This window comes from Pseudomonas sp. CNPSo 3701 (genome assembly GCF_028674975.1).
Classification (GTDB): domain Bacteria; phylum Pseudomonadota; class Gammaproteobacteria; order Pseudomonadales; family Pseudomonadaceae; genus Aquipseudomonas; species Aquipseudomonas straminea.
Genome location: NZ_JAQZSI010000001.1, coordinates 1350774 through 1367646 on the forward strand (window position 1 = coordinate 1350774; position 16873 = coordinate 1367646).

Annotated in this window: 16 protein-coding genes and 1 pseudogene; 6 read left to right on the forward strand and 11 right to left on the reverse strand. The window is 64.1% G+C overall.

Going from position 1 to position 16873, the window contains the following annotated elements:
* Positions 1 to 128: 128 nt before the first annotated feature.
* Both PVA39_RS06150 and PVA39_RS06155 read left to right on the forward strand, forming a co-directional pair.
* Positions 129 to 773 (forward strand): MBL fold metallo-hydrolase, encoded by a 645-nt coding sequence (locus PVA39_RS06150; RefSeq protein ID WP_274123255.1) that lies wholly within the window; start codon positions 129 to 131, stop codon positions 771 to 773.
* Positions 774 to 900: 127 nt separating this feature from the next.
* Positions 901 to 1557 carry an OmpA family protein gene (locus PVA39_RS06155; protein WP_274123257.1) on the forward strand — a complete coding sequence of 219 codons (657 nt, stop codon included), beginning with the start codon at positions 901 to 903 and terminating at the stop codon, positions 1555 to 1557.
* Positions 1558 to 1809: 252 nt separating this feature from the next.
* Here PVA39_RS06155 and PVA39_RS06160 read toward each other — a convergent pair whose 3' ends face one another.
* The 4 genes from PVA39_RS06160 to PVA39_RS06175 all read right to left on the reverse strand — a co-directional run bounded on the left by PVA39_RS06160 (position 1810) and on the right by PVA39_RS06175 (position 6556).
* Positions 1810 to 2709 carry an acyltransferase gene (locus tag PVA39_RS06160; RefSeq protein ID WP_274123258.1) on the reverse strand — a complete coding sequence of 300 codons (900 nt, stop codon included), beginning with the start codon at positions 2707 to 2709 and terminating at the stop codon, positions 1810 to 1812.
* Positions 2710 to 2844: 135 nt separating this feature from the next.
* Positions 2845 to 4938: a phosphate acetyltransferase gene (gene pta, locus PVA39_RS06165; protein WP_274123259.1), complete on the reverse strand. Its 2094-nt coding sequence runs from the start codon at positions 4936 to 4938 to the stop codon at positions 2845 to 2847.
* 13 nt (positions 4939 to 4951) lie between these two features.
* Entirely contained in the window at positions 4952 to 6136 is a 1185-nt protein-coding gene (locus PVA39_RS06170) for an acetate kinase (protein ID WP_274123261.1), read from the reverse strand.
* Positions 6137 to 6556, reverse strand: a complete 420-nt coding sequence (locus PVA39_RS06175) for a DUF3565 domain-containing protein (protein WP_274123263.1) — start codon at positions 6554 to 6556, stop codon at positions 6137 to 6139. It lies immediately after the preceding gene.
* On the opposite strand from PVA39_RS06175, the gene PVA39_RS06180 reads away from it, so the two are divergent.
* Both PVA39_RS06180 and PVA39_RS06185 read left to right on the forward strand, forming a co-directional pair.
* Complete coding sequence (locus tag PVA39_RS06180) at positions 6449 to 6934, forward strand: FKBP-type peptidyl-prolyl cis-trans isomerase (protein ID WP_070887949.1); 486 nt, start codon at positions 6449 to 6451, stop codon at positions 6932 to 6934. The genes PVA39_RS06175 and PVA39_RS06180 overlap by 108 nt on opposite strands.
* A 139-nt stretch (positions 6935 to 7073) precedes the next feature.
* Positions 7074 to 7556: a glutathione peroxidase gene (locus tag PVA39_RS06185; RefSeq protein WP_013792459.1), complete on the forward strand. Its 483-nt coding sequence runs from the start codon at positions 7074 to 7076 to the stop codon at positions 7554 to 7556.
* A 39-nt stretch (positions 7557 to 7595) separates the two neighbouring features.
* On the opposite strand, the gene PVA39_RS06190 is transcribed toward PVA39_RS06185, so the two are convergent.
* Positions 7596 to 8801 (reverse strand): glycosyltransferase family 4 protein, encoded by a 1206-nt coding sequence (locus PVA39_RS06190; RefSeq protein ID WP_274123268.1) that lies wholly within the window; start codon positions 8799 to 8801, stop codon positions 7596 to 7598.
* A gap of 39 nt (positions 8802 to 8840) precedes the next feature.
* Positions 8841 to 9608, reverse strand: a complete 768-nt coding sequence (gene cysZ / locus PVA39_RS06195) for a sulfate transporter CysZ (protein WP_274123269.1) — start codon at positions 9606 to 9608, stop codon at positions 8841 to 8843.
* A gap of 227 nt (positions 9609 to 9835) precedes the next feature.
* Between cysZ and trxB the strand changes: the two genes are divergently transcribed.
* On the forward strand, positions 9836 to 10783 hold the full coding sequence (gene trxB / locus PVA39_RS06200; RefSeq protein WP_443200937.1) for a thioredoxin-disulfide reductase: 948 nt from the start codon (positions 9836 to 9838) through the stop codon (positions 10781 to 10783).
* 83 nt (positions 10784 to 10866) lie between these two features.
* Here the strand turns inward: trxB and PVA39_RS06205 are convergent, their stop codons facing one another.
* The 5 genes and pseudogenes from PVA39_RS06205 to metG form a co-directional block, all read right to left on the reverse strand.
* On the reverse strand, positions 10867 to 11046 hold the full coding sequence (locus PVA39_RS06205; protein ID WP_013792455.1) for a PA3496 family putative envelope integrity protein: 180 nt from the start codon (positions 11044 to 11046) through the stop codon (positions 10867 to 10869).
* 107 nt (positions 11047 to 11153) lie between these two features.
* Positions 11154 to 11792, reverse strand: a complete 639-nt coding sequence (nth, locus tag PVA39_RS06210) for an endonuclease III (RefSeq protein ID WP_274123270.1) — start codon at positions 11790 to 11792, stop codon at positions 11154 to 11156.
* Positions 11793 to 12559: 767 nt separating this feature from the next.
* Positions 12560 to 13057: pseudogene (locus tag PVA39_RS23380) on the reverse strand (RnfABCDGE type electron transport complex subunit B); the annotation flags it as partial.
* 52 nt (positions 13058 to 13109) lie between these two features.
* Positions 13110 to 13799 (reverse strand): DUF4349 domain-containing protein, encoded by a 690-nt coding sequence (locus PVA39_RS06220; protein WP_274123273.1) that lies wholly within the window; start codon positions 13797 to 13799, stop codon positions 13110 to 13112.
* 129 nt (positions 13800 to 13928) lie between these two features.
* On the reverse strand, positions 13929 to 15962 hold the full coding sequence (gene metG, locus PVA39_RS06225; protein WP_274123274.1) for a methionine--tRNA ligase: 2034 nt from the start codon (positions 15960 to 15962) through the stop codon (positions 13929 to 13931).
* Between the two features lie 153 nt (positions 15963 to 16115).
* On the opposite strand from metG, the gene PVA39_RS06230 reads away from it, so the two are divergent.
* On the forward strand, positions 16116 to 16808 hold the full coding sequence (locus PVA39_RS06230) for an OmpA family protein (protein WP_274123276.1): 693 nt from the start codon (positions 16116 to 16118) through the stop codon (positions 16806 to 16808).
* The last annotated feature ends 65 nt before the right edge of the window (positions 16809 to 16873 follow it).

The following is a 16873-nucleotide window of genomic DNA, read 5'->3' on the forward strand; positions in this document are numbered from 1 at the left end:
TTGTTGCCTGTTCGACTGGCTTTCGAGGCCAGGGTGCTAGGTAGCTGACGGCGATAGGCGACCTGCCGTTCCAACGCGCGACGGTTACAATCGGCTATCGCCTGCCATCCGCGTTACAGGAAATCCTTATGCAACTCACTTCACCTGCCCTGATCCGCGAAACCTTTCCCGTCGGCCCTTTGCAGTGCAACTGCACCATCATTGGCGATTCCATCAGCGGCAAAGCCATCGTGGTTGACCCGGGTGGCAATCCCGATCTGATCATGGCGCGGCTGGAGGCCCACGGCCTCAAGGTGGTGAGCATCATCCATACCCACGCACATCTTGATCATTTCCTGGCCTCGGGGCAGATGAAAGAAAAGACCGGCGCCACTCTGCACCTGCACAAGGATGACCAGTTCCTTTGGGACAACCTGGAGATGCAGTGCCAGATGTTCGGTGTTCCCTACACGCCCGTACCCGCGCCCGATCAATGGCTGGCCGATGACGAGGCACTGGCCTGCGGCTGCGGTGTGGCCCTGCATACGCCGGGACACACGCCGGGCTCCATGAGCTTCTGGTTCCCCGAAGCCAAACTGTTGATTGCCGGCGACACGCTATTTCGCCGTGGCATAGGCCGTACCGATCTGTGGGGTGGTGACTACTCGACCATCGAGCGCTCCATCAAGCAACGTCTGTATCGCCTGGATGAGGACGCCACCGTGGTGACCGGCCATGGCGCGGACACGCGGTTGGGTGACGAGATGCGCGAAAATCCATTTGTGCGGGCTTGAAAAACAAGCGGTTACAGATTTTCTACGTGGTGATTGTTAGCCTTGGTCGGGAACTTGGCGGCGTTCGTTGGCTCGAAGCCGCGAATAAAACTGCCTCCATTCCGTAACACGACTCTAAGGATTACCCATGTTCAAGTGCCGCTCCCTGATTGCCGCAACGGCCGTTCTCGTTGTTCTGTCCGGCTGTACGGTCAACCCCTATACCGGTGAAAGCCAGGCGGGCAAAGCCGGTATCTACGGTGGTGTGGGCGCGCTGGCCGGTGCGGCCGTCGGCGCCGCCACTTCGAGCAAGAAGGACCGTAAGAAAGGCGTCCTGATCGGTGCCGCCGTGGGTGGCGCCGCAGGCGGTGGTTACGGCTACTACGTCGATACCCAGGAAGCCAAGCTGCGCCAACAGCTGCAGGGTACCGGCGTGCAGGTGCAGCGTAACGGCAATGACCTGACTCTGATCATGCCTGGCAATATCACCTTCGCTAGCAATTCGGCGGACATTTCCAGCAGCTTCTACCCGACGTTGAATTCCCTGGTGCTGACATTCAAGGAATTCAACAAGAACGGTGTGAGCATCGTCGGCCATACCGACAGCACCGGCTCGGCGGAACTGAACCAGAATCTCTCCACCCGCCGTGCCCAGAGCGTGGCGTCCTACCTGGCGGCCAACGGCGTGGCGTCCTCGCGCATCTCGGCCTACGGCGCCGGGCCGAACCAGCCTATTGCCAGCAACGCCAATGAAGCTGGACGCGCACAGAACCGCCGCGTGGAAATCAACCTGCGGCCGCTGTAGATCAACTGCCCATTAGAACCCCCTGCTATGGGCGGGGAGTTCTAATGCCTGCCTCATTTCTGTCGCCTGCCTGGTGCGTGCTGGCTAGGCTGTGAGGCTCGACAGATTGCCCCGCTCGGTGCAAGTCAGTCGAACTGACCTTGGAACGAGAGCTGTCGCGCTTAGCTTCAGTATCGGTATCGCCCGTGCGGCGGCGCAGCTGAAGGCCTGCTAAACGGGGCCGGTACGCTTTCACGAAAGGGCGGACTGACTTTAGGAATGCTGCTGGTGCAGGTCATCCAGCAGGGCGTCTTTGGTTTCCCATAGCGCATTGACCCACTGCTGGAAATCCTTGCGATAAGCCTCGTCCTGATCGTAGGTGCGGCCAATGAAGCGGGCGGGGATTTCCAGCTGCTCGACGACCACAACCACCTGGTCCAGCTGACCGCTGAGCAGGGTCCAGAAGCCGGGGCTGCCCTGGGGATAATGCAGGGTGACGTTGATCATGCCGTGCAGCTGCTCACCCATGGCATCGAGCACGAAGGCCAGGCCGCCGGCCTTGGGCTTGAGCAGATAGCGGTAGGGTGATTGCTGTTCCTGGTGTTTGGCCGGGGTGAAGCGGGTGCCCTCGACGAAGTTGAAGATGCCCACCGGGTTGTGGCGAAACTTGGCGCAGGTGCGGCGCGTGGTCTGCAGATCCTTGCCTTTCTTCTCCGGGTGTTTGGCCAGGTATTCCTTCGAATAACGCTTCATGAAGGGAAAGCCCAGCGCCCACCAGCACAGGCCGATCACCGGCACCCAGATCAGCTCCTGCTTGAGAAAGAACTTCAGCGGACGGATACGTCGGTTGAGCAGGTACTGCAGCACCAGGATGTCCACCCAGCTCTGGTGGTTGCTGGTCACCAGGTACGAATGCTCGTAATCGAAATTCTGGTTGCCCTCGATATGCCAGCGGGTCTTGCCCAGCAAGTTCATCCACGCCTTGTTGCAGCCGATCCAGCCTTCCTGAATGAAGATCATCAGCCGGTCACAGGCGCGTTGCACCAGCGGCAGGGGCAGCAGGATACGCAGCAGGGTTACGGCGAACAGGGGCCAGCACCAGAACAGCGTGTTCAGCGCCAGGGAGAGGCTGCCCAAGAGACCAAGCAAGGGGGCAGGCAGAAAGTGCAGCATGGGCGTGCGAACCTCAGGCAGGTTGGCGCCCGCAAGCAGAGCGGGCGTGAATGGCGCACAGGGTAACGATTGGCGGGGGAACTGCAAGCCGATCCGAATGCGGGGTGTTTCACCCGCGTTCGGATCGGGCCGTATTCAGTGGCGCATGTTGGCGGCCTGAATGGCGGTCAGGGCGATGGTGAAGACAATATCGTCCACCAGCGCGCCGCGCGACAGGTCGTTCACCGGCTTGCGCAGGCCCTGCAGCATGGGGCCGACGCTGATGCAGTCGGCGCTGCGCTGCACCGCCTTGTAGGTGGTGTTGCCGGTGTTCAGGTCGGGGAAGATGAACACGGTGGCGCGACCAGCCACCGGGCTGTTGGGCGCCTTTTGCCGGCCGACGCTTTCGATGGCCGCGGCGTCATACTGCAGCGGGCCGTCGACCAGGAGCTCCGGGTTGGCTTCGCGCGCCAGTCGTGTGGCCTCGCGAACCTTTTCCACTTCCTCGCCGCTGCCCGAATCACCGGTGGAATAGCTGAGCATGGCTACCCGCGGCGGAATGCCGAATGCCTGGGCGGAGCTGGCGCTCTGCAGGGCGATTTCCGCCAGTTGCTCGGCGTTGGGGTCCGGGTTGACGGCGCAGTCGCCATACACCAGCACCTGATCAGGCAGCAGCATGAAGAACACCGACGACACCAGGTTGTAGCCCGGCGCGGTCTTGATCAGCTGCAGCGCCGGGCGGATGGTGTTGGCGGTGGTGTGCACGGCGCCGGAGACTAGACCATCGACCTCGTCCATAGCCAGCATCATGGTGCCAAGCACCACCGTGTCTTCGAGTTGTGCGGCGGCCATTGGCGCGTTGAGACCCTTGCCCTTGCGCAGCTCGACCATCGGCTCGACGTAGCGCTCGCGAATCAGGTCCGGGTCGAGAATCTCCAGCCCCGGCGGCAGCTCGATACCCTGAGCCTGCGCGACGCTGTGCACCTCCTCGGGCTTGGCCAGCAGCACGCAGCGGGCGATGCCGCGGGCCTGGCAGATCGCCGCAGCTTGCACGGTACGTGGCTCGGCGCCTTCGGGCAGAACGATGCGTTTGTTGGCGGCCTTGGCCTGCTGAACCAGCTGGTAACGGAACGCCGGCGGCGATAGGCGCAGCTCCCGTGGGTTGCCGCAGCGGGCGGCCAGCCAGTCGTGATCCAGGTGGCTGGCGACGAAGTCGGCGACCTTCTCGGCGCGCTCCTTGTCGTCGACCGGGATTTCCTTGTTCAGGCGATTGAGGTTGGTGGCCGTGTCATAGGAGCCGGTGCTCACCGTCATCACCGGCAGGCCGCTCTGCAGGGCGCCGCGGCACAGCTCCATGATGCGCGGGTCGGGGGCGAAGTCGCTGCACAGCAGCAGGCCGGCCAGCGGCATGCCGTTCATGGCGGCCAGGCTGGCGGCCAGAATGATGTCGTCGCGGTCACCCGGCGTGACCACCAGGGTGCCGGGCTTGAGCAACTGCACGGTGTTGGCCACGGCGCGGGCGCACAGCACGATTTTCAGCATGCGCCGCTGCTCGTAGTCGCCGGCATTGAGGATGCGCGCGCCGAGCAGTTCGGCGATGTCGCGAGTGCGCGGTGCATTCAGCTCGTCGAGCCAGGGGATGCAGCCCAGCAGGCGGAATTCCGGGTGGCGCAGCAGCGAGGACTGTTCGCGCAGGCGCGCGGTGAAGGCCTCCAGGCCGTCGTCGCTGCGGATCTTGTTGAGGATCACGCCGAGCACCTTGGGATCTTTCGGGCCGCCGAATTGCTGGGCCTGGATTTCCACGCGGTCGCACAGCTCGCCAAGGCTTTCCTGCTCCTGGGCCGAGACTAGGATCACGTCGGCGTCCAGGCTCTTGGCCAGGTGGAAGTTGACCCGCGCCGCATAGCTGGCCTGGCGCGTCGGCACCATGCCTTCGACGATCACCACGTCTTTGTCTTTGGCGGCCTCATGGTAGAGGCTGATGATTTCTTCCAGCAGTTCGTCCAGGTCGCCGTCGCCGAGGCGTCGTTCGACATGGGCGAGTGCCAGCGGTTTGGGCGAGTGCAGGCCGTGGGTGCGCGCTACCAGTTCGCTGGAGCGCTCGGGGCCGGCGTCACCTTGGTGCGGCTGGGCGATGGGTTTGAAGAACCCTACCTTGAGGCCGGCGCGTTCGAGCGCCCCGACCAGGCCCAGGCTGATGGAGGTGAGGCCGACGCCGAAGCCGGTCGGCGAAATGAAAAAGGTGTGCATGGGGTTCTCCGGTTCAGTCGAGCAGCGCCAGGGTGTCGAGGGCGATCTGGAGCTCCTCGTTGGTGGGCACCACCAGCACCCGCGTATGGTCCTCCGCGTGGATCGGCCCGCTGACGCCGCGCAGGCAGCGGGCGTTGGCCGCTTCGTCGAGCTTGAGGCCGAGCAGGCTCAGGTGCGCCACCGTCTTGCTGCGGATCAGCGGTGAGTTCTCGCCGATGCCGCCGGTGAAGATCATGCCGTCCAGGCGCGGCAGGGCGCAGCTCATGGCCGCCAGGGATTTTGCCAGGCGATAGCAGAATACTTCGATGGCCAGGGTGGCACCGGCATGACCTTCCTCACGCGCCTGCTCGAGGCTGCGCATATCGTTGGAAAGCCCCGACAGGCCCAGCAGGCCGCTGTCGTGATTGAGCATGCGATCGATCTGCTCCAGGCTCCAGCCCAGGGTGCGCGAGAGGTGGCTGTGCAGATTGGGGTCGACGTCGCCGCTGCGCGTGCCCATCACCAGGCCTTCGAGTGGCGTCAGGCCCATGCTGGTGTCGCGGCTTTGACCATTGACCACCGCACAGGTCGAGCAGCCATTGCCCAGGTGGGCGACCAGCCAGGCGCTGTCGCTCGCCGGCAGACCGGTGAGTTCGGCCGCGCGGGCACTGACGAAGCGGTGGCTGGTGCCGTGGAAGCCATAGCGGCGTACGCCGTGATCACGATACAGCTGCTCCGGCACCGCGTAGCGGAAGGCGTGCTCGGGCAGGCTCTGGTGGAAGGCCGTATCGAACACCGCCACCTGGGGCAGCTCGGGGTACAGCGCCAGGGCCGCCTCGATGCCCAGCAGGCCCGCCGGATTGTGCAGCGGCGCCAGGGGCGCGACGGCGCGGATCGCGGCGATCACCGCGTCGTCAAGACGTTGGGCGCTGGTGAAGTGTTCACCGCCGTGTACCACCCGGTGGCCAATGCCGTGCAGTTGGCCGCCAGTGGCCTCCTGCACGCGCTGCAACAGGTGGGCCAGTGCGGCGCGATGGTCATCGCCGGGAATGGCTTGGCTGTGTTTGATGCCGCCCAGTTGCCAATGCAGCACCGCATCGGCGCTGCCGAGCCGCTCCGCCAGGCCGCTAATGGCGAACGCCTGCTGATCGGGGTCGACCAGGGCGAACTTGATGGAGGAGCTACCGCAGTTGATCACCAGAATATTGCGTGCGGGCATTCAGGAATCCTTAGCATTGGATGGCGTTGAAGCTGCTGTTGCGACACACCAGCCACAGGTGAAGTTCGTGCCGATTCGCGCCTGACGCTGCGTGGCGTCGAGCACCCAGGCGCGATTTTGCCAGGGCGGTTGATGGCGCAAGTGTTGAGTATGGCCACAAGATAGGACAGCCACCCAATAGCCGTCATGATCTTGCTCAAAACCGACCACGACGACCGCGGATGCGGCCCGCCCGTCTGGGCTTGGGTCGCTTTCGCCACCGCCGTTGGTTACACTTACACGTTCATTTTCCTCGAGCAAAAGGTTCGCCCCATGCAGATCGCCGCCAACAAGGCCGTTTCCATCGACTATACCCTGACCAACGATGCCGGTGAGGTGATCGATAGTTCCGCTGGCGGCGCGCCGCTGGTTTACCTGCACGGTGCCGGCAACATCATCGTCGGCCTCGAGAAGGCCCTGGTCGGCAAGCAGGCTGGCGACGAGGTCAAGGTTGCCGTCGAGCCCGAAGAAGCATACGGCGAGTACAGCGCCGAGCTGGTTGCCACCCTGAATCGTTCGATGTTCGAAGGCGTCGACGAGCTGGAAGTCGGCATGCAGTTCCACGCTTCCGGCCCGGATGGTGGCATGCAGATCGTCACCATCCGTGAGCTGGAAGGCGATGACGTGATCGTCGACGGCAACCACCCGCTGGCTGGCCAGCGCCTGAACTTCGCGGTCAAGGTCGTCAATGTGCGCGACGCCAGCCAGGAAGAAATCGCCCATGGTCACATCCATGGCGAAGGTGGTCACCACCACTGATCCGTATGTCGGCAGCCGATTCTTCGCTGCTGGCAGATGGTCATGAGTGACTGCTAAGCTGCAGTCATGAAAAGGCGCCTTTTCAGGCGCCTTTTTCGTTTCATCTTCGCTGCCTTTCGCGTTACCCGGAGCACCCATCATGAGCGCCTTCCACGACCTGACACTGCACGCATTAGATGGCCAGGAGCTGCCGCTGGCGCCGCTCAAGGGCAAGGTGGTGCTGGTGGTCAACGTCGCCTCCAAATGCGGCCTCACGCCGCAATATGCCGGCCTCGAGCGCTTGCAGCAGACCTACGCCGCCCAGGGGTTCAGCGTGCTCGGCGTGCCCTGCAACCAGTTCGCCGGGCAGGAGCCGGATGACGAGGCAGCCATCGCCCAGTTCTGCAGCCTGAACTACGGCGTGACCTTTCCGCTGAGCAGCAAACTGGAAGTCAACGGCAGCGGTCGTCATCCACTGTATCGTCTGCTGGCCGGTGAGGGCGCGGAGTTTCCCGGCGACATCACCTGGAATTTCGAGAAGTTTCTGGTGGGCCAGGATGGCCGTGTGCTCGCGCGTTTCTCGCCGCGCACCGCGCCGGATGATCCGGCGCTGATCCAGGCCATCGAGAAGGCCCTGGCCTGACTCTCGGGCCGCGGCCAGCGGCCCTTCATCTTCCCGGTCTCAATTCGCGCGTTTGCTCTCGATCGCCAGGGTTGGCTTGCGGCTGTCCTTCGGCACGCTGCTGTCCAGCCGCGCGGTGTACAGGTGCTGTTCGAACTGTTCGACGATGCTCGACCAGCCTTGCCTGGCCGCATGCTGACGCGCGTTGAGGCGCACCCGGCGCAGGTTCTCGCTGTTCTCCAGCAGCCAGCCGGCCGCGTCGATAAAGGTACGTTCATCATCGGCGCTGGCCAGCATACCGTTGTGGCCATCCTCGACATGCTGGGCGGCGGCGGCCTGATCGAAGGCGACCACGCCAAGCCCCGAGGCCATGGCTTCGAGCAGCACATTGCCAAAGGTTTCCGAAAGACTCGGGAACAGGAAGATGTCGCCGCTGGCGTAATGCTGCGCCAGCGCCTCGCCGCGTTGGGTACCGCAGAACAGCGCATCCGGCAGCCGCTTGTGCAGGCCCTCACGCAGCGGCCCGTCACCGACCATCACCAGTCGCAGGCGCTTGCCGGCAGATTGGTGCTGCAGCGCCTGGTAGGTACTGACCAGCAGATCCAGGTTCTTCTCGGCGGCCAGCCGGCCGACATGCAGCACGGCGATGTCCTGCTCGCCCAGGCCCCAGCTGCGGCGCAGCTCTTCGCTGCGCCGTGACGGGTTGAACAGCCCGGCATCCACGCCGCGGGCGAGCAGTTCCAGGCGCTCGAAGCCGCGACGTTGCAGCTCGCAGCGCTGGCTGAGGCTTGGCACCAGGGTCATGCGTGAGGCGTTGTGAAACCAGCGCAGGTAATTGGTCAGCAGGCGGGTTAAGAGGGTGATGCCGTAATGCCCGGTGTACTGCTGGAAGTTGGTGTGAAAGCCGCTGATCACCGGTATCTGCAGACGCCGTGCTGCGCGCAGGGCGGACAGCCCCAGCGGGCCTTCGGTGGCGATATACAGCACATCCGGGCGCTGGCGTCGCCACAGGCGCAGCAGCTTGTGGCGCGCCGACTGGCCCCACTGCAGGCCGCGGTAACCGGGCAGCGGCCAGCCGCGGGTGAGCAGCAGGTCGTCGTCATTGGCGGCGGGGGCGTCCTGGTGCTGGCGGGGGCGGATCAACTGCAGGCGATGGCCGCGGGCACGCAAGCCCTTGACCAGGTGGCCAAGGGTATTGGCCACGCCGTTGATTTCGGGGCTGTAGGTCTCGCTGACCAGGGCGATGAATAGCGGGGAAGTGCTCATGACAGCAGTCTGTGCTGCCGTCATGTAGCGTTTGTGACATCAGCGTGGCGTTTGCGTGACAGCGCTCGTTCCCGAACTCACCCCACCTTCGCGCACCCAGAACAGTGTTGCGCCCGCCACCGCAGCCGGCATCATCAGGATGTTGACGAAGGGCACCAGCAGCGCAACGTAGGTGATGCCGCCAAAGCCCAGTGACTGCCAGCGCTTCTCGCGCAGCCAGGCGAGCATGTCCTGCCAGCTGACCTTGTTGTTGTCGGCGGGGTAGTCGATGTACTGGATGGCCATCATCCACACGCCGAACAGCAGCCATAGCGGCGCCGCGACCAGGTTGACCACCGGAATGAACGACAGGATCAAGAGGCCCAGGGCACGTGGCAGGAAATACGCCAGCTTGCGCCCCTCGCGGCCGAGGGTGCGCGGCACCATGGCGATCAGCTCGCCCCAGCTGAACGGCGGAAAGTTGTCCTGGCCGCGCACCACCACCTCGACCTTCTCGGCGAGAAAGCCGTTGAAGGGCGCCGCGACGATATTGGCTACCATGGTGAAGGTGAAGAACACCATGAGAATGACCAGCACCACGAACAGTGGCCAGAGGATGTACTGCAGAAAGCTCAGCCAGCTCGGCAGCGACGGCATGAAGGTGTCCACCCAGCCGCTGAACTGCTGCACGGCAAAGCCGATCATCAGGCTGAACAGGATCAGGTTGATCGCCAGCGGCAACAGCACGAACAGCCGCAGGCCGGGGCTCATGACCAGCTTCAGGCCTTCGCCCAGGTATTGCGGGCCGGACAGCACGGGAGCGCGCATCGGGGGGTCTCCAACAAGTGATCGTGGCGCGACCTTACCCATTTTGTGGCGTGGGTGAAAGCCGGGCAGGGCGATAGCGCGCGGCTATCCCGGGGATTGGCAAAGTACATTTCCATGGCACGGGCCGCGCAGCCTAGTCTGCTCGCGTCCCTTGTTCAGCCGCCGATGTCCGACCGCTTGCGGTCGGTGGCGGCTTTTTTGCAGCACTGCGCTGTGAGGAGTCTCTGATGTCGAGTACCCGACACGCCCGCGTGATCATTCTCGGTTCCGGCCCGGCCGGCTATAGTGCGGCGGTCTACGCCGCACGGGCCAATCTCAAGCCGCTGCTGATCACCGGCCTGCAGGCCGGTGGGCAACTGACCACCACCACCGAGGTCGACAACTGGCCAGGCGACGCCCATGGCCTGACCGGTCCGGAGCTGATGCAGCGCATGCAGGCCCATGCCGAGCGCTTCGAGACGGAGATCGTCTTCGACCATATCCAGGCCGTGGACCTGGCCGCGCTTCCCTTCACCCTGGTAGGCGACAGTATTTCCTACACCTGCGATGCGCTGATCATCGCTACCGGGGCCAGTGCCCGCTATTTGGGCTTGCCGAGTGAGACTGCCTTCATGGGCAAGGGCGTCTCGGCGTGCGCCACCTGTGACGGCTTCTTCTACCGCAACCGTGAAGTGGCGGTGGTCGGTGGCGGCAATACCGCCGTAGAGGAAGCGTTGTACCTGGCAAACATCGCCAGCCGGGTCACGCTGATCCACCGCCGTGGCGCCTTTCGCGCCGAGAAGATCCTGCAGAACAAGCTGCAGGCGCGGGTGGCCGAAGGGCGTATCGTGCTGGCGCTGAATGCCGAGGTGGACGAGGTACTGGGCGACGACTCGGGCGTTACCGGCGTACGCATTCGCGAGCAGGATGGCGGTACACGCGATCTGGCCGTGGATGGCCTGTTCGTGGCCATCGGCCACACGCCCAATACCGCGTTGTTCGAAGGGCAACTGGCGCTCAAGGACGGTTATCTGCAGGTCAATGGTGGGCGTGATGGCAATGCCACGGCGACCACCATGCCGGGCGTGTTCGCTGCTGGCGATGTGGCCGACAGCGTTTACCGCCAAGCCATCACCTCGGCAGGTGCCGGCTGCATGGCGGCGCTGGATGTGGAGCGTTTTCTCGACGGGCTGTAAATGTCCGGTGCGAGTCCCGCAACGAAAAATGCCCGTATCCATGGATACGGGCATTTTTTCATGTCTCGCCGCTGGTGACCGGTTTACAGATCGAAATCGTACTCGGCCAGCTGCTTGTGCAGGCGTCGCTCCTCGAGGAAATTGTCGATGATGCGTCGCTTGGTGAGGTTGGTTTTCGCCACTTCCACCGGGGCTTCGCTGCTGTCCGTTTCGTCGCTGACGAAGTCGTCGTCCAGTTCCAGGTCTTCTTTGCCGTTGCTCATGCGCTTCACTCCCGGCTACAGGGGCCATTTGCCGACCTTATAAGGGCAAACGTGAAGGGAGTAAAAAAGATTTTTTCAATCAACTCATATCAGAAAGCTATGAAGCATCAATCGTCCGAAGTCTTCTGCTTGTATTCGCACAGGTCTTCGATACGGCAGCTGCCACAGCGCGGCTTGCGTGCTTGGCACACGTAGCGGCCATGCAGGATCAACCAGTGGTGGGCGTCGAGCAGATAATCCCTGGGCACGAACTTGAGCAGTTTCTTCTCGACCTCCACCACGTTCTTGCCAGGGGCGATGCCGGTGCGGTTGCTGACCCGGAAAATGTGCGTGTCCACGGCCATGGCCAGCTGCCGAAAGGCGGTGTTGAGCACCACGTTGGCGGTCTTGCGGCCCACGCCTGGCAGGGCTTCGAGATCCTCGCGGTTGTCCGGCACCTGGCTGCCGTGTTTTTCGATAAGGATGCGGCAGGCTTCGATGACGTTCTTCGCCTTGCTGTTGTACAGGCCGATGGTCTTGATGTATTCGCTCAACCCCTCGACACCCAGGGCGTAGATGGCCTCTGGCGTATTGGCCACGGGAAACAGCTTGGCCGTGGCCTTATTGACACTGACGTCGGTGGCCTGGGCCGACAGCGTGACCGCCACCAGCAGCTCGAAGGGTGTGCTGTAGGCCAGTTCAGTCTTGGGCTCTGGGTTGTCTTCGTGCAGGCGACGGAAGATTTCAAGGCGTTTGGCGGCGTTCATGGTTGGGCATCAGGGTCCATCGTGGCGCTCTAGCTGGCGCTGGTATGCGCCTGCAGGCGGCTTTCTGCCGCTGCAAGGCACTCTTGGGCATCGCGTATCTTGCTGCAGTCAGCCGGCTCGCTGCGCTGCAGTTTGCTGAGCTCGGCGCGGGCGTAGGCCAGGTCGGTTTTCAACTGGCGCAGCTGCGCGCTGAGACCGGCCTTGTCGATCAGCGTGCGAGTGGGCGCTGGCTTGCCGCAACGCTCTTCTGCCAGGTGCAGCGCCTCTTGGGCTTTGGCATAGGCGCTGCGCAACGGCGCCAGAGCTTGTTCGTCGAGGCCGCGGCGTTCGGCAGCCTTGAGGGCCATGCGGTGGCTGGCCAGGTCGATCTTGGCCTGTTTGAGCGCCTGCTCGCCGGGGCTTGGCACGTGCTGTACGGGCGCCGCCTGCAGCTCGGCGAGGCGCTGCTGATCGCGCTCGGCCGCCTGTTGCAACAGTGCGAGTTGCTGGCGCTGCGCGTCACTGGGCGAGTCGCCAAAGGCTTTCAGGGCCTTCTGCAACTGAGCCCGGCTCATGGCGGCATCGATCTTCGCCTGTTTAAGCGAGGACGCACCGTAGGTCTGCAGGGGCGCGACAGCAGGCGCCTCTACAGGCGCAGGACGTACCGGGCGGGCCGCGCGGCGACGGGCATCGTTGCGCGCCAGGCGGGCCAGACGATTCTGGTGGCGGGTACGGAATAGGTCGGCGCGCGCGCGTTGCTCCTCGGCCTCGGGCGGCGCCAGGGCGATCAGGTCGATGCAGTCCACCGGGCAAGGGGCGATGCACAACTCGCAGCCCGTGCATTCATCGTTGATCACCGTGTGCATCAGCTTGGCCGCGCCAACGATGGCGTCCACCGGGCAGGCCTGGATGCACTTGGTGCAGCCGATGCACTCGGCCTCGCGGATCACCGCCACCTGCGGCGGCGTTGCCGGCAGCGCCAGGGGCAGCTCCGGCACCTGCAACAGGTCGGCCAGGGCATGGATGGTCGCTGTGCCGCCGGGCGGGCACTTGTTGATCGCCTCACCCGCAGCAATGCCCTCTGCGTAGGGCAGGCAGCCCGGATGACCGCACTTGCCGCATTGCGTCTGCGGCAGCAGCGCGTCGATGGCGGCAATACGCTGAGCGCCCCTCACGGGCGCACCCAGGCGCGCCGGCACGGGAACGCCCCATGGCGGTACGGATAGGTAAAGTTGCGGGAGTCGATCATCGCTGTTGCAGGTCTGGCTGGCGCGTGAGCCGGGCATTATCCGGCATGGACCGCGCCCGGTACAGCGGCACGGCCACGCCAGCGCTCACTCATGCGCTGTTGCGTGCGCGGCTCGCCTTACGCCACAGCCAGCGAACCAGCAGGGCGAGCGGGAACAGAATGATCACGAAGGGGATGCCGTAGCCAAGCAGCTTGAGCGCTTCGGTGGCCCCCTCAGTCGCGTTGTCGAGCATGCCACTTGCCGCGTCGCCGATACGCGCCAGGCGCCCAACAGGTTCGCCTTCGGTGCTGAAGCTCAGGGTCAGCAGGTTGGTGGTCAGGCGACGTTGCTGCTGTGCTGACTGCTGGGCATTACCTGCCAGTTGCACCTCTACCTCGGCCAGTTCGCGGGCCAGGGCGAGCATGTCGCTGACGCTCAGGTCGGTGCGCGCCTGATAGAGCAGCAGGGTTTTCTGCTGGCGTTCCAGGCGTTGGCGTTGCTGTTCGGTATCGCTGACTGCCTGAGCCAGGTCCTCGGCGCGGGTATGGCGGCTCTGCAATTCGCCGCCTTCGCCGGCAAAACCAACCAGCGGTTCGACACCCGCTGGCGCGATTCGCACGGTAATACTGGCAGCCTGGTAGGCGCCCTGGTTCTGCTCTATGGCCAGCAAATCGCATTGGCCGAAACGCTGGCTGCTGCACGCTTCACGTACCGCTGCCAGGCGCGGTTCGACCTGCTCGACCGGCAGGCGAATGCCGACGCTGTGTTCGTAGGCGAGAAAGACGCCCTGTTGCGCCATTTCACCCTGCAGCCCGGCGCCCGCCGGTGCGCGACCGTCACCAGACGGCGAGCAGCCGACCAGGGTCAGCAGGGCCGGGCAGAGGCGAGAAACCAGGTTCGTTGGATCAGCATCCTTGCTCCAGATCGGTTACTTGACGCGTTGGCCCGGCTTGGCGCCACTGTCCGGGCTGAGAAGGTAGATTTCCTCGCCGCCGGGGCCGGCAGCCAGCACCATGCCTTCGGAGACGCCGAACTTCATCTTGCGCGCGGCTAGGTTGGCCACGTACAGGGTCAGGCGGCCTTCGAGCTTGCTGGGGTCCGGGTAGGCGCTCTTGATGCCGCTGAACACGTTGCGTTTCTCATCGCCGATATCCAGGGTCAGGCGCAGCAGCTTGTCGGCGCCTTCGACGAACTCGCATTTCTCGATCAGCGCGATGCGCAGGTCGACGGCCGCAAAGGCGTCGAAGGCGATTTCAGCGGCCAGCGGGTCTTTCTTCAGCTCACCGTTACCTGTGGGGGCTTCGGCGGCTGCCAGGTCTTCCTTGGACGCTTCGACCATGGCCTCGACCTTGGCCGGCTCGATGCGCGCGAGCAGTGGGGTGAAGGGATTGAGCGGGTGATCGGCCAGTGGCGTGGCCAGGTCGGCCCAGGTCAGCGGTGCGACGTTGAGGAACGCCTCGGCATCGCGCGCCAGGTTCGGCAGCACCGGCTTGAGGAAGATCACCAGCTGGCGGAACAGGTTGACGCCCAGGGCGCAGATCGCCTGCACCTCATCGGCTTTGCCGTCCTGCTTGGCCAGCGACCAGGGCGCCTTGTCGGCAATCCAGGCGTTGGCGCGGTCGGCCAGGGCCATGATCTCGCGCATGGCGCGGGCGAAGTCGCGGCTCTCGTAGGCTTCGGCGATGCCTGGCGCGGCGCTCTGGAAAGCGTTCCACAACTCCGGCTCCGGATTGGCAGCGACCAGCACGCCGGCGTTGCCCTTGTGGATGAAGCCGGCGCAGCGGCTGGCGATGTTGACCACCTTGCCGACCAGGTCCGAGTTGACCTTCTGGATGAAGTCCTCGAGGTTCAGGTCCAGGTCATCGACGCCGCGGCCGAGCTTGGCAGCGTAGTAGTAACGCAGGTATTCGGGATTCAGATGATCCAGATAGGTGCGCGCCTTGATGAAGGTGCCGCGTGACTTGGACATCTTCTGGCCATTGACCGTCAGGTAGCCATGTACGTTGATGGCGGTCGGCTTACGGTAGCCGGCGCCTTCGAGCATGGCTGGCCAGAACAGGGCGTGGAAGTTGACGATGTCCTTGCCGATGAAGTGGTACACCTCGGCGCTGGAATCCTTGTTCCAGAACGCGTCGAAATCCAGTTCCGGACGACGCGCGCAGAGGTTCTTGAAGCTGGCCATGTAGCCGATCGGGGCATCCAGCCAGACGTAGAAATATTTGCCCGGCTCGTCGGGAATCTCGAAACCGAAGTAGGGCGCATCACGGCTGATGTCCCACTCGTGCAGACCACCGTCCAGCCACTCGGCGAGCTTGTTGGCCACCGACTCCTGCAGGGTGCCGCTGCGCGTCCACTGCTGGAGCATGTCTTGGAATTGCGGCAGCTTGAAGAAGAAGTGCTTGGAGTCCTTGAGCACCGGCACCGCGCCGGAGATCGCCGAACGCGGATCTTTCAGTTCGGTGGGCTCGTAGGTGGCGCCACATTTCTCGCAGTTGTCGCCGTACTGGTCCGGCGTCGCGCATTTCGGGCAGGTGCCCTTGATGAAACGGTCGGCCAGGAACATGCCTTTTTCCGGATCGAAATACTGGGTCACCGAGCGCGTAGCGATGTGGCCGTTGTCGCGCAGCGCCTTGTAGATCGACTCCGACAGCTCGCGGTTTTCCGGCGAGTGGGTGGAATGGAAATTGTCGAAGTCCACCAGGAAGTCGGCGAAGTCGCTGCTGTGCTCGGCCTTGACGCCGTCGATCAGCTGCTCCGGCGTGATGCCTTCCTTTTCCGCACGCAGCATGATCGCCGAGCCGTGGGCGTCGTCGGCGCACACGTAGATGGCCTGGTTGCCGCGCAGCTTCTGGAAACGCACCCACATGTCGGTCTGAATGTACTCGAGCATATGGCCGAGGTGGATCGAACCGTTGGCATAGGGAAGGGCGCTGGTAACGAGAATCTGGCGAGCTTGGGACATTGTCAGGCAGTCATCGGTTGGAAGGTGGTCGGTCACTATAAAGTAAGCGGGCGCGTTCCGGCCAGCGGGCAAATTTCGCGGTGATGGGCTTGAATTTACGGGCATGGGCGGGTTCCAACAGGTACTTCCCGCCGCACCTCAGGAGATGACCTCATGCGTGCAATCCTACGTCCGCTCGCCTGCGCCACGGCGCTGGCTCTGCTGGTTGGCTGCGCCTCCAGCAATCCGTATGACAATGTCGGCGGTGGGGCGCCCGGCGGCAGTGGTCACCGTACCGCGACCTACGGCGGCCTGGCAGCGCTTGCCGGCGCGGCTGTCGGCGCAGCGATCAGCCATAACGACCGTGGCAAGGGCGCGGCCATCGGTGCCGTGCTGGCCGGGGCGGCTGGTGCCGGCTATGGCTATTACGCCGACCGCCAGGAAGCCGAGCTGCGCCGCAGCATGGAAGGCACCGGCGTTGAGGTGCAGCGTCAGGGCGATGACATCAAGCTGATCATGCCGGGCAATATCACCTTCGCTACCGACTCGGCGGACATCGCGCCGAGCTTCTACGCGCCGCTGAACAATCTGGCCACCTCGTTCAAGCAGTTCCAGAACAACAGCATCGAGATCGTCGGCTACACCGACAGCACCGGTTCGCGTCAGCACAACATGGCGCTTTCCCAGCGCCGTGCGCAGAGCGTGACGAGCTATCTCACTGCCCAGGGCATCGATGGCTCGCGCCTGTCCAGTCGCGGCGCAGGTCCGGACAATCCGATCGCCGACAACGCGTCCGCCGAAGGCCGCGCGCAGAACCGCCGCGTCGAAGTAAACCTCAAGCCGCTGCCGGGCCAGCCCGTGCAGTGACCTTCGTTAGCTGGCGGCCTGCCGGTCGCCAGCCTGCATCGCGCGTGCGGCTCGGGTAGCATAGG